The organism is Nostoc sp. C110, from assembly GCF_043099725.1.
In the GTDB taxonomy this organism is placed as follows: Bacteria; Cyanobacteriota; Cyanobacteriia; order Cyanobacteriales; family Nostocaceae; genus Nostoc; species Nostoc muscorum_A.
Map to the genome: position 1 here is coordinate 2,153,555 of NZ_CP171148.1, position 13,211 is coordinate 2,166,765.

Genomic DNA, 13,211 nt, shown 5'->3' on the forward strand with positions numbered 1-13,211 from the left:
GATATTTTAAAAGCTTTTGTCAATTTTAATCGCTAAAGATAGATTAAAATCAACTTTTAAAACATCCTCTGAATCCAGTGAGATTATATCAAGAAGATGGGTATTTATTAAATACCGCAACTGAGTTCTTGCCATCAAAGGCAAACACCGTAAACGGGTCTTTTCGATTCCCCATCTCCATCCCAGGAGTGCCTACAGGCATTTGGGGAACAGATAAACCAACAACATTTGGCTTTTCTTGAAGCAAACGTTTGATGTCGTTTGCTGGAACATGTCCTTCTATGACATATCCATTAACAATTGCTGTGTGGCAAGATGATAAATTATCCGGTACGTTGTACTTTTGTTTAACCGTTTCGATGTCAGGCGTGGAAAAGTCTGTGATTTCAAAACCTTGTGTCTTTAAGTGATCAATCCACCCACCACAACAATTACATTCGGGACTATGATATACAGTGGCATTTAGCGGTGTTGATTTTGATGGTGTCTGTTTGTCCTGAATACGCTTAGTGGTACTTACTAGTTGAGCATTAGCTGTCACAGAATCAGGAAAAAGAGCTTGAGCATTACTTGTAGAAGCAGTGCTTCCCAAAATGCCTAACACCCCTACTGTGAGACAAATTGTTACTACGATACGTACCACGATGGGAAGTAACCATTTTTGCCAGCAATAAATAAATTCTTTGTGCGACATCTGAGACTTCCTGATTACAACATTGCATAAATTTGTTGTAACAAATTCTCTTCAAAAAGACTTTGCGTACCTTTCCTTTGTGCTTAGTTTGCGTCCCTCTACGTTTAAAACACTACAAATTTAGCCAATGCGTCGCTCGACTATTGCATTGCCTAAAAATGCCAATGCGTCGCTCGACAATGCCATTGCATCACCTTACAATGCCATTGCATAGCCTGATAATGCCATTGCATAGCCTGATAATGCCATTGCATCCCTCTGCATTTAAAAAAGTAAAGTTACGATTTTACCCCTACTACGTCTTAGAGGTTGCTTGAAAAGTGTTTCGCTGTGACTTTAGGCACTGTGAGATCCCCCTAACCACCCTTAAAAAGCTACGGTGTACACACAAGTCTGGAGTAGTTTACGAATCTGATTTTTACCCCACCCTAACCCTCCCCTTGTAAAGGGGAGGGAACTAGATTTTCGGCTTCCCCCCCTTTCCAAGGGGGGATTGAGGGGGGTAATTCGACTTGTGTGTACACCGCAGCCTTAAAAAGAAGGGAACTGAAATCAAAGTCCCCGTTTTTAAGGGGGATTTAGGGGGATCTAGAACTTTTGATACCGACAAGAGGACTTTTCAAACATCCTTTTATAAGGTAAAAGCGATCCCTTCTCAGTCATCACAACTGCAAGCCTAAACAGATATCGCTTTATCAAAGCTACAATTCCTTACCCAATTGCCACCAAAGACTGAGGTCTTTCAGCTGCTTTGTGCCATACCGATTGTCCTGTCAGCAGTTCTACAACATCCATCCCATTGCCAATTACACCTGGTACACTTGGATACCCGGCACTCGCCCCTACCAAAAAGAGATTAGGTAACTCTGTCGTATATCCCAAACGATTTAAACCAACCTGTTTGGGTATTAATTTCGCACCATAAATATTACCTTGCGGTTGTCCTAAATAAAATTCGCTGGTGGTAGGTGTACCGTAAACTTTCATCCGGGCATATTTGTCTACATCGGGAATCAAATCTCGCACACTTGTCATAATCTGCTGATAAAATTCTCGCTTTTTGGCTTTATACGCTTTTGGGTTGCTTTTGTACAGATGTTCAAATGGTTCATAAGAACAGACAGTAGCAATTTCTAATACATGATGTCCCTCTGGCCCCATTCCTGGTTCGCTAGATTTCATCGTTGGACAAGAGAGGAAAATCCACGGTTGGCTAAAGTCACCTTCTAATTGTTGTTGATATTCTCTGTTCAGATCGCCTGTGGGATAATACCAAACATTCCAGTTACCAATGCCGTAGCGTTGAGGATCGAAGCGGCTATCTAAACCCAGGTAAATATTAAAAGCACTGGCTGAGTATTGGTAACTAGTGAGGCGTTGATGCTCCTTTTGACTCAAAGCTGTAATATCATGCATTAACTCCACTGTTAATTTGGGGTCGAGGTCGCTGATATAAGCTTTGCTGGCGCGATAACTATTACCATCAGCAAGGACACTATGGACACTATGGTTGCTAACTTGAATATGGCTCACCGGGGTTGAGTACTTAATAACACCTCCACCTGCGGTAATTACATCTGCAATGGTGTCAACAAGGTGTTTGAAGTGATGTTTTGGATAATAAGCGCCTTCTGAATAATCCCAAACTAAGGAAGTATGGGTGAGTAGTGCAATTTCCTGCGGTGGTAGTGCATAGTCGCCACTTTGCCCCGCCAGTACTGCTTGCAGTTTAGGCGATAATCCGACATGGTTATACAAATCTTGCAGTGTCCAATTCCGCTTCCAAAATAAATTCAAATATTTTGGTAGTTTTAACCAGTCAGACAACTTTTGATCGTACCAGCGTACCTCCTGCACTAAGTTGCGAATTTCTTGGTGGAGTTGCTGAATTTCATTGCAGTAATGGTTAATCGCACCAGCTTCTTCTGGAAATGTGGAGAGTAAACGCGATCGCAAATTTTCCCATCCCAAAGGAATTTTGAAATCCGTCTCTGGTGTGATGACTCGATCGATGCAGTCAGAATCGAGACTATTAAAGGGTACATTTTGATGAATATAGTCGAGAAATTGAATTATAGTCTGACCAGAACCACATTGAGAGATGTAATGCACGTCAGCACAAAAACGGTATTCTCCGAAATCAAAAGTGTGACAGCATCCGCCAGGTAAATAATGTTGCTCTAGAACTACTACCCGGTAGCCTTGTCGAGTTAAACAGGCTGCGGCCGAAAGTCCACCTAGCCCGGCTCCCAGAATCACATAGTCGAAGATTTCCATATCAGCCTCCTTTGGCAATTTTGATTTCTATTGATTTCGGTGTTATGACTTTTTATCACCGTTCTTGTAGTTTTAGAAATGCCAAAATACTCAGCGCATCTTTACCTAGATTTGTAGATTTTATCTAATAAAAATCAGGTAGAAGAGACATTCGATATAATGTGTAAGGATTGTTATCGGTGATAATGGTAATTCATACATCGCTAAATATCAAAAAATTTAGCGAGTAATTTAGCTAACATTTAGATGCCCTGAAATATGTTTAAAATAGCCAAGTTACTTAGCTATGAATTCTTGTCAAGGCTTGCAGATAGTTAGCAGAAAATAATTTAATAATCTCAGGTCTTGTTAAGGATCATCCCTAATTTTGCTATTGTGCTGCATTCCGACAGGAATGAGAGAATTAAAAAAACCGTAAACAACACAACGTCAAGAGATTTATAAAGGATTTTTGCGCCAATTTTGTAATTTTTTGAAAAATTTGGATGCTCCCATATTTTTATCCATCCTTTATTTATTAAGCTTATCGAAAATCAAAAAGATGTTTGATAATGTTTGCTTTTCTTAATAAATTTTGGGTAAGGTTTAAATTGCCTTAAACTATGCTTGCTAGATAAGTACAGGAACTAAAAAAGATTATCTTTTAATATCTGAATACCTAAAAAATAGATATTAAATCTCAGAATTCATTGCTATAAGTATAAGTGTAAATGTACAACTTTACACTCTGTTATATATGCGTAATACCATTTCCTAAAATACCTAATTTGTCTCTAACTCTTTCCCCTGCTGCCTATTTTTACCAACTTTAAAGTGAAACAGTATAAGAGGTTGTTTGAAAAGTGTTTCGCTGTGACTTTAGGCACTTTTAGATCCCCCCTAACCCCCCTTAAAAAAAGGGGGAACCACAATCAAAGTCCCCCTTCTTAAGGTGGATTTAGGGGGATATAAAACTATTTGATACCGACAAAAGGACTTTTCAAACATCCTCTAAGGGCTTCTCTCAAGGTATGAGATGAGAACTGCTTTGTATTCCAAAATCCTTGTAGAAGTGAGAATGTCACTCTACAATTAACTAATGACTATTGACCCATTTGCAGCACTTGTAGGACAACAGCAAGCCATAGAATTACTGACTCAGGCTGTCAGACAAAACCGGGTTGCTCCAGCGTATCTATTTGTGGGGGCAGATGGTGTAGGAAGAAGTTTAGCAGCAAAGTGCTTTATAGAATTGCTATTTTCTCGCGAGATGGGAGTCACTGCGGCTTTACAAAACCGTTTGCGTCAGGGAAACCATCCAGCTTTGTTGTGGGTACAACCGACTTACCAATACCAGGGACAACGATTAACAGCATTAGAAGCGGCTGAAAAAGGACTTAAGCGTAAAGCACCACCTGTAATTCGGCTAGAGCAAATTCGGGAAATTACCGAGTTTTTAAGTCGTCCGCCTTTGGAAGCGCCGAGAAATGTGGTGGTGCTGGAAGAAGCCCAAACAATGGCAGAAGCCGCAGCTAATGCTTTACTTAAAACTTTGGAAGAACCGGGACAGGCGACGTTAATTTTAATTGCACCTACACCTGAGTCTGTTTTGCCAACTTTGGTGTCACGCTGTCAACGTATTCCTTTTTATCGCTTAGATGCACAGTCTTTGGCTGTTGTACTCACACAAACAAATCATCAAGAAATTTTGCAAAATCAGGCAGTGCTGAGTATAGCAGCTGGCAGCGCGGGAAGTGCGATCGCATCTTACGAGCAATTACAAACTATTCCCCCGGAGTTACTCGAAGATTTGAAAAAAGCCCCTGCTTCCTACCGCAAAGCCTTGGAGTTAGCCAAGAAAATTGATAAGGATTTAGATACAGAAGCCCAACTGTGGTTAGTTGATTACCTTCAGCAATTCTACTGGCAGCGCTGGCATCAACCCAGTATTATTAATCAGCTAGAACAATCTCGTAAATACTTGCTTGCTTACGCTCAACCTAGGCTGGTTTGGGAATGCCTGCTTCTATCTATATGTCAAAAATAAAAATTGTATTCACAAACTTTTTTACAAATGTCATAGTCCGTCGTAGACATCGCTCTTCAATTATCCAAGCCTTTGAGACTGCTGGTAGCGACGTAAAACAGATTGGATATTTTTTTTACAAACCTCTTCACCAATTACCTGAGAAAGCGATCGCCACAACTGAGAACCCACTTGTTTGATATAGTCGTGTTCATAACTTATCTGCTCCGCAATTTCCGCATAGGTGTGTCCTAGCCAACTTTCCAGCAAAACCACAGATTGAACATCATTGAGTCTTTGCCCAAAGGTAGAGCATAAAAGAGTATCGACTAGATTCAGCGCCTCTTGTGCTGTCATGGGTGAGCCTGCTTTATTTCTACGTTGAACTTAAGAAATATCTTCTTGAAATGATATTTTTACGTAAAATGTCACATTTATTTACAGCAAAAACTCACTTTATCTCACCGACAGAGCGCTTATATTTAAGCTAATAATTAATACAGTGTAATTAAATTATGCTTACATCTCAAAGTATAAAAAGGAAATCAGCAAGATGAAATTTGGTATTGATATGGGACACAACTGTCCTCCAGATACAGGAGCAACAGGCATCAAACAAGAAGATGCTTTAACTAAAGCAGTTGGTACACAATTGATACAAAAACTCAGAGCAGCAAATCATACCGCCATCGATTGCACTCCTACAAGCGCTAGCAGCGTAACCGATTCTCTGAGACAACGAACTAATAAGGCAAATGCCAATAACGTTAATGTCTATGTTTCGATTCACTTTAATAAATTTAACGCTAAAGCTCATGGCACAGAAATTTATGCCATTAGTAACGCATCACAAGGGATTGCTGAATCAGTTCTCAAAGAAATTGTTCAACTTGGTTTTTATAATAGAGGGGTGAAAGATACAGGTTTCTTTGTTCTGAAGAATACACAAATGCCAGCTATTTTAATTGAGTGTTGCTTTTGTGATGCCAAAGTAGATATGGAGCTATTCGATGTTGAAAAAATGGCGGAAGCAATTAAAGATGGATTAATAGGTCAGCCAAAACCAAAGGAACCTAAAAATGATAAGAAATACGTTTTGGAAATTACAACAAAAACTTTCTTAAAGCCTTCTACAGAACAGGCATCAGACTTACCAAAAGATTCTATCTTTGAGATTGAGCCAGGAGATTACCCAATTTTGGATGTAATTTTTGAAGAAAATCATTATTCGGTTAAGTGGCCCGATCAAAGTAAAGGAAGCCGAAACGAGCATTTTGTTTATGCTGGACATGCCAAAGTTATAGAAAAAGATTAACTAATTCTATTTCCATCATTTGTTAACATCTACAACCCCGATTTATCTAATAAATCGGGGTTATGCAAATAGTTTTTAAAGGAAAAATCCATGCCATTACTAGATGATTTAGTAAACAATTATTCCAACAAAGATTTAGTCAAAATATTTACACAAGTTGGTATTGAAAGTGCAAAAATTACTGAAATCAATCGGCAAATCTTAAAAGAAGTTTCTCTCGCTCAATGGTTACTAGAGTCTGCCAGAGGTAAAAGCGATCTTGCTGTCAATGCTAATAATTTTGCGGGATTAAAATGGCGAATTCCTGATATGAAAGGGTTTGCTGAACCTTTGAAAATCAAGGTTCCTTCTGAACTACAAGAAGTTGAGTTCTGTAAATTTACGGATATAGACGCTTTTATTATTGGTTATTGGAAGTTTTTAACTCGCACACCGTATAAAGGTTTAGAGGAGTATACTCATACACCAGAAAATTTCCTTGGCTTTCTCAAGGCTAAAGGCTATTCATCCGATCCTAAATATGTCAGTAAAGTTGTAGACTTGCTTCCAGAGGCACAAAAGTTACTGGCTAATGCAGGTGGAGTTACCATTCCCGCTTCAGTGGAACAACTTCAGTTAATTCGTGTGCCAAAAGAAGTTGAATTAGGGCAAAATTTCAGGGTTGAAGGCGTAGCACCTTTAACCGCCAGTGGCAAAGTTTTGTCGATTACGAGCGACGATAAATTTACAGTCCTAAATGTAGCAATTAGTCAGGATGGCAAATGGCAATTTGATTTCGTCTTTAAGCAAGAAGGCGATCGCCGGATGATAATTACTGTTGACGATCAAACTCTAGAGATCCCCATTAAAGTTGTTGTTCCTTTTGATAACAAGGACGATGAGAACACTCAACAACCTACAGCATCCAGCTTACCAGGAGCGAAGGTAATTAAACTCGATGGTAGTGTGGGAATTTGCGGAGTCAATAAAGCTGCTGATGTTAAAGCTATTAAGGCGCGATTGTATGAGCTAGGCTACAAATGGGTAGGCGATCCTGACAGTGCAGACAGAGACAGAGGACTATTTGATGCGATCAAACTATTTCAATCAATTATTGCCGGTCGCAGTACTGTTAATGGTGATGGTAGAGTTGATGTTGGTGGAATAACTCATCGATGGTTGCAAGCAGCTAATGCACCACGGTGGGAGTTGATGCCCAAAAGTGACCCGAATAATGGTTTAGTTAACGGTGAACTGGAAGATACTCAAGATAACCACGATTTTGGAACACACTGGTTAGCTGATGTGATTAAAAAAATTGCCCAAGATTATCAAAACAGTTATCGTAATACTCATCCCCTAGCCGCTCCATTTGCAATTAACGATGTTAGTCTTCCTCATGGAGGCGATACTCCCGATCATCATGGACATGAAACTGGCATGATGTGCGATATTTACTTACCCCAAAAAAATGGAAATTTTGGTGGTATTGTTTGGTCAAGTTCTAACTACGATCGCGATGCTGCACGAGCTATTCTCAAGTCTATTACTAATCAAAAGCTGGTACGGGCAGTCTTTTTCAACGATCAACAGCTAATTAAAGAGGGACTTTGTGTGTCTCTAAATGGTCACGACAACCATATTCATTTTGAAATTAATCCACCAGTCAGGAGCTAATTGTTGGTGAGTTAGATGCCTTGGATTTTACAACTTCTGCCCTGTGTAAATGGATCGCACTTCACCATTACGGCGGATGACAGCTTCGCCATTACTAACCTCTACCAGTGTCCAACCGCTTTGGCCAATGCTTTCACCCATATTGATGCGGCGAGTCACGCCGTCAATTTTAAACAAAGCGGCAGATTTGTTACCTAACTCTAGCAATCCTTCTAGGGTATTACTCGGAGCAACTGCGATCGCAGTTGGCGGATATACTTGTTCCTGGGTAATAGTTGGTTCTGACTCTGGCGCGAGTGCTGCACGTAATGGAACCACTGGTAATGCAGGTAGAGGCTTGGGTGTTTGCCGCACGGTAATAGGTGCAGTTCGTCCAGCTACAGGTTTAAGTTCTGCTCGTACAGCCGCCGCTAACATATTGACGGTTACAGGCTTGGTAGCTTGTCGCACCGTATTTAGGGCACTTTTCACCACATTAGGTTGAGATGCCTGCAATGCATTGGCAACTTGTGGTAGAAGTGCGGGACTACCAGGAATTGCTGGCAGCGCATAGCGCATTGGCGACGGCGCTTGATAAACAGGAACATAGATCCGCTCAACAACGCTGCCAGAACGGTTAGGGGCTGGTGGTGTATTATTGGCCAGAAGTGGAAGTGGTGGTAAATTACCAGTTATTTGCCCGTTACCAAGGGCTATTTGATTACTATTTGTCTGACTGGAGAATCCCGAACTGAAAGATTTTCGATTGCCTTTTAATTCTTGCTTGTCTATAACTGCCAGCGCTCCCAGCATATAGTCAACCAAATCTGCCTCAATTTCTGTTTTTCCAGGCAATTGTGATTGCGTTTGCGGCGCTAGAAGAGCTTGCTGGGTTAAGTTGGGATTTAAAAGATATACGACTCCAGACTGTACCAAGTAGAGAATACCAGCGATCGCCACACCTAAAGTTGTTCCGACAATCAGCAGTTTGCCCAAAGCCCGACTGCTTTTTTGACGCTTTCTACTAACTGGTTTAATGGTGGCGTTATCAAAGACAACGGTACTCAAGTGCTTGTTGTTATTTTGAGTAACTGACTGTCCGTTTGGTAAAATAATCTGCGGTATCGTAACTGTTTGCAGAGGCACGTATTCTGGAGGCGAGTGGCGTTGAGCTTTGTTCTGCCTACCATGCCTAACGGTTTGAGAAGGCAGATGATCACTAACATCCAGAATGTAGTCGATATCGGCAAAGAGTTCATCCATGAGACCATCAGCATAGTTTTCTATCGACCAAGGCTCGTTGGCGATTAAGTCTTCTGATGGTTCTGGTACTATGAGACGGGTACTGGCTTCTTGTAACATAGACGTTCTGGGTTATTGCTAGGACGAGGAAACGCCGCGCCTACTGCCTGGGAGTTAGGATTACAGATGAGATATCCAATCCGCCGTCTTATTGAGACGAGTTGGTTGAGCGTTGGTATTAAAATCAACTTTAATCTGGGGATTGTTGATGATAGCAGTACTAATAGTTATGTCATCTATCATACCAATCTCCCTCCCTACTACTATACTCAGTCTTTATCAAGTTTGTGTTAAGCTAACGCTGGAAACTCATGCTGGCTCTTGGTTTTACGCAATTCTAGATATAATAATAAAGCGTTAATATCGGCTGGGTTTACACCACCGATACGTGCAGCTTGACCAAGAGTGAGTGGTTTTACGTGAGTCAGCTTTTCCCGCGCCTCTTTGGAAAGGGTATCAATTGTTGTATAATCCAAGTCCGCAGGTAATTGGCGGTGGGCTTGACGAGCAATTTGGTCAATCTGATTTTGTTGCCTAGCGAGATAGCCATGATATTTGATGTCAATTTCTGCGCCTTCTTTCTCGGCGCGGTTGAGGTTGGGGTTTCCTAGCCCGAACCTGTCGAGGTCAACATAATGGAATCCCGGACGGCGCAGTAAGTCGTTGAGGGTAATTGAACCTTTGATTGCTTGTTGGGTATCAGATGCGATCGCTATTCCCATTTCATCATGTTCTTTGACTCGTGTAGCTTGCAATCTTTGTTTTTCTGTGGTAATGTTCGCTTGTTTTTGGGTAAATAGATTCCATCTGCGATCGTCAATTAAACCAATTTCTCGTCCCAGGGTTGTCAAACGTTGGTCGGCATTGTCAGAACGCAATAATAAGCGGTACTCTGATCTACTGGTGAGCATCCGATAAGGTTCCCGTAAATCCTTGGTACACAGGTCATCCATTAGCGTTCCAATGTAACTTTGCTCGCGGGTAAAGACAATCATTTCTTGAGAATGAACAAATCGAGTCGCGTTAATTCCTGCTACCAGTCCTTGGGCCGCGGCTTCTTCATAACCTGTCGTGCCATTAATCTGCCCAGCACAAAATAGTCCAGCAACCTTTTTGGTCATCAGTGTGGGGTAACACTGAGTTGCAGGTAAATAGTCATATTCCACAGCATAAGCCGGACGCAGCATCACACATTTTTCTAAACCGGGGAGAGTCCGCAACATAAGCAACTGCAAATTTTCGGGCAACCCTGTAGAAAATCCTTGGATATAAAGTTCGGGTATATCTCGTCCTTCTGGTTCAATAAAAATTTGATGGCTTTCCTTATCGGCAAAGCGGACAATTTTATCTTCAATACTGGGACAATAACGCGGCCCTTTCGCTTCCACCCAACCGCCATAAACTGGCGACAGGTGCAAATTATCTTGAATTAGACGATGGGTTTCGGCGGTGGTGCGGGTGATGTAGCAGGGTATTTGTTCCCGTTCTACCCATGCCTCTGGGTCAAAACTAAACCAGCGTACATCTTCATCTCCTGGCTGGATGAGCATTTTACTATAATCTACCGATCGCTTGTCTACCCGTGCTGGGGTTCCAGTTTTGAGTCTTCCGGTTTCAAATCCCAGGCGATTTAGGGTTTGTGTCAATCCCTCAGCCGCAAATTCCCCAGCGCGTCCCGCCGGCATTGATTTGTTGCCAACCCAGATTTTGCCCCCCAGGAAAGTGCCAGTTGTCAAGATGACAGCTTTACATTGGAACCCTACACCAAAATAAGTTTCAACGCCGATGACTTCATCATTAGCACCCAGCACCAAATCTGTCACCATACTTTCGCGGATTGTCAAGTTTTCTTGGTTCTCGACAATATTCTTCATCACTGCTGCATATTCGCGCTTGTCCGTCTGGGCGCGTAATGCCCAAACAGCAGGCCCCCGTGAAGAGTTGAGGATACGTTTTTGCAGGTAGGTGCGGTCTGCTACTTTACCTATTTCCCCGCCGAGTGCATCTACCTCATGAGTCAACTGAGATTTTGCCGGGCCACCCACTGCTGGATTACAGGGTTGCCAAGCGATTCTATCCAAGTTGAGCGTCAATAACAGGGTACGACAACCGAGGCGTGCAGAGGCCAGAGCCGCTTCGCAACCGGAGTGACCTGCACCGACGACTATGACATCAAAAGCGTCTTGGAATTGAACGGAATTGTGCATGGTCATACTTACAGGATCGGCAAGCTTAGAGTTCTTTTCAATTTTAGCTGTTCCAGTGGTTTCATGGATGTAACTTTCTAATAAAAAAGTTATCAAATTTACTAGTACTCAATCAGAGACAAGTTTCTCTTTTTAAACTTGAGTATTCAATAAAAAATATTATATTTTTTAAATTTTGTGACAACATTCCGGTTTGTTTGCCACAACTGTTGTTCACATAGTTAGTAATTAACACGAATTGTTTTCTTACTGATATATTGAATACTTTTCTTAAATGTATAAAATATAGTTTGACTCTAATAAATTGTTTTTAATTTATAAATAATAGATATTTGGATAAGGCTGTTACGTTTACCTTTGAATCAACTAAGTAATTATTTAAAAATGAAACTCACCATCAAAAAGCAAAAAGATATTACTAGATTTATTAGAAAGGCAAGTTTCATCAGTATAGTTATCGGAATAATTTTTGTTTTAGTAGCGAGTAATGAGATTACTCACCACCAATTTGCTAGAACTTCCCAACCATTAAATGTATGCTCTCCAACTGTTTCATCACCTTGTATAAATACCTCTAAAGAGATAACACCAAAACCATTTATTCCCAACCCAGAATTAAATAGTAACCAGCGTTTTTTATCTGCGATTAACCAGAAATTACCTACAATCCCTCAGCCTGGTACTTATGAATATACTTTGCTGCGAGCTTATGGTGCAGTTTTTGTAAATCAAGATGTCGGAATTAAACTGCCGCCAAAAGATATTTTTGCTAATGAACAAGAAACCCAAGAATTTCAAGCTACTTTAACAATGGGTCATGTTGATGGCACTAACGATTGTTATTTACAAAAGTCGGCGGCTGATGCTCTAAATAAAGCGCGAGTTCAACAACATATCCCGCTAAAATCTGGTTATGGTTCTGGTGATTGTACTCGCACTTTCAACACGAATTTAAGATTTTGGCAAAAATATGCTAATAATCAAATTTTGGCAAAAGTTCAACAGGGCAAGGAAACAAAAATTCTCGGCTTGGTTGCACCTCCCGGAACTTCACAACATCTCTGGGGATTAGCCATTGATTTACGCGTAGGCAGTAAAGAACAAAGAAAAGCTCTTAATCAAAATGGTTGGTTTCAAACAGTAGAAAATGATGTTCCACATTGGACTTATGTGGGTTTAGATGAAGAGAATTTACCTTTATTTGGTTTTAAGAAACTACTTATCCGAGGCATTACTTATTGGATTACACCACTTTAATTGTTAGATAGCATGAAAACTTGGAAATACTAACCTAAAGGATGTATTGTCAGGGATTTAGCTATGTCAAATGAAGCTGCTAGCCGAAGAATCAGGATTTAGAGCCATGTTTACCAAAAAGTAACTATTGCACCAATATGTAAATCCTTGCAGACAGATGTACTGCAATAGGTAGATTTTTGGATAACCGAAAGTTGGAATTTCAGCTTATTAAAATGTAACCAGGGAATAATTTAAATAAGAAATAGATTATTTATAAGTAATAGTAGAGAGTTAATAATTTTTTAGACAAATTTAAGGCAAAATTATGTCAGACAAAATTGCCAACAAGGCTGAAGTGCTGACAGAAATATCTACTGAAAACAGCAAGTTCTAAGTGAGTGGGGTTGCTATAGTAGCTGGGCTATGGAGGTTGCTGTGCAAATTGTCAGACTTAGTAAGGGAGATGGAAAAAACCCATTAATTAACAATCAATCTGATGGCAGTAATTTGTTAAATTGGATGAGTTAATAACAGTTA

General features: G+C 40.6%; 10 protein-coding genes. 4 read left to right on the plus strand and 6 right to left on the minus strand.

Features of this window, described 5'->3' with window-relative positions; genetic code table 11:
- Positions 1 to 88: 88 nt before the first annotated feature.
- Both ACFFRD_RS14830 and ACFFRD_RS14835 read right to left on the minus strand, forming a co-directional pair.
- Entirely contained in the window at positions 89 to 694 is a 606-nt protein-coding gene (locus tag ACFFRD_RS14830) for a DUF411 domain-containing protein (RefSeq protein ID WP_392482138.1), read from the minus strand.
- A 711-nt stretch (positions 695 to 1,405) separates the two neighbouring features.
- Positions 1,406 to 2,971 (minus strand): phytoene desaturase family protein, encoded by a 1,566-nt coding sequence (locus ACFFRD_RS14835; RefSeq protein ID WP_392482139.1) that lies wholly within the window; start codon positions 2,969 to 2,971, stop codon positions 1,406 to 1,408.
- A gap of 1,078 nt (positions 2,972 to 4,049) precedes the next feature.
- Between ACFFRD_RS14835 and ACFFRD_RS14840 the strand changes: the two genes are divergently transcribed.
- Entirely contained in the window at positions 4,050 to 4,997 is a 948-nt protein-coding gene (locus ACFFRD_RS14840) for a DNA polymerase III subunit delta' (RefSeq protein ID WP_392482140.1), read from the plus strand.
- A gap of 60 nt (positions 4,998 to 5,057) precedes the next feature.
- Here the strand turns inward: ACFFRD_RS14840 and ACFFRD_RS14845 are convergent, their stop codons facing one another.
- Complete coding sequence (locus ACFFRD_RS14845; RefSeq protein WP_190961360.1) at positions 5,058 to 5,333, minus strand: hypothetical protein; 276 nt, start codon at positions 5,331 to 5,333, stop codon at positions 5,058 to 5,060.
- A 196-nt stretch (positions 5,334 to 5,529) separates the two neighbouring features.
- On the opposite strand from ACFFRD_RS14845, the gene ACFFRD_RS14850 reads away from it, so the two are divergent.
- Positions 5,530 to 6,291: an N-acetylmuramoyl-L-alanine amidase gene (locus tag ACFFRD_RS14850; RefSeq protein WP_392482141.1), complete on the plus strand. Its 762-nt coding sequence runs from the start codon at positions 5,530 to 5,532 to the stop codon at positions 6,289 to 6,291.
- A 90-nt stretch (positions 6,292 to 6,381) separates the two neighbouring features.
- A complete protein-coding gene (locus ACFFRD_RS14855) occupies positions 6,382 to 7,947 on the plus strand; it encodes a glucosaminidase domain-containing protein (RefSeq protein WP_392482142.1) in 1,566 nt (521 codons plus the stop codon).
- Positions 7,948 to 7,974: 27 nt separating this feature from the next.
- Here the strand turns inward: ACFFRD_RS14855 and ACFFRD_RS14860 are convergent, their stop codons facing one another.
- Genes ACFFRD_RS14860 through mnmG form a run of 3 tightly spaced genes read right to left on the minus strand, consistent with a single transcriptional unit; the run spans position 7,975 to position 11,441 of the window.
- A complete protein-coding gene (locus ACFFRD_RS14860) occupies positions 7,975 to 9,288 on the minus strand; it encodes a hypothetical protein (protein ID WP_392482143.1) in 1,314 nt (437 codons plus the stop codon).
- Between the two features lie 60 nt (positions 9,289 to 9,348).
- Positions 9,349 to 9,471 (minus strand): hypothetical protein, encoded by a 123-nt coding sequence (locus ACFFRD_RS14865; protein WP_265578540.1) that lies wholly within the window; start codon positions 9,469 to 9,471, stop codon positions 9,349 to 9,351.
- A 47-nt stretch (positions 9,472 to 9,518) separates the two neighbouring features.
- Entirely contained in the window at positions 9,519 to 11,441 is a 1,923-nt protein-coding gene (mnmG, locus tag ACFFRD_RS14870; RefSeq protein WP_392483075.1) for a tRNA uridine-5-carboxymethylaminomethyl(34) synthesis enzyme MnmG, read from the minus strand.
- A 378-nt stretch (positions 11,442 to 11,819) separates the two neighbouring features.
- Between mnmG and ACFFRD_RS14875 the strand changes: the two genes are divergently transcribed.
- Positions 11,820 to 12,692 carry a D-alanyl-D-alanine carboxypeptidase family protein gene (locus tag ACFFRD_RS14875; RefSeq protein ID WP_114083316.1) on the plus strand — a complete coding sequence of 291 codons (873 nt, stop codon included), beginning with the start codon at positions 11,820 to 11,822 and terminating at the stop codon, positions 12,690 to 12,692.
- Positions 12,693 to 13,211: the final 519 nt, after the last annotated feature.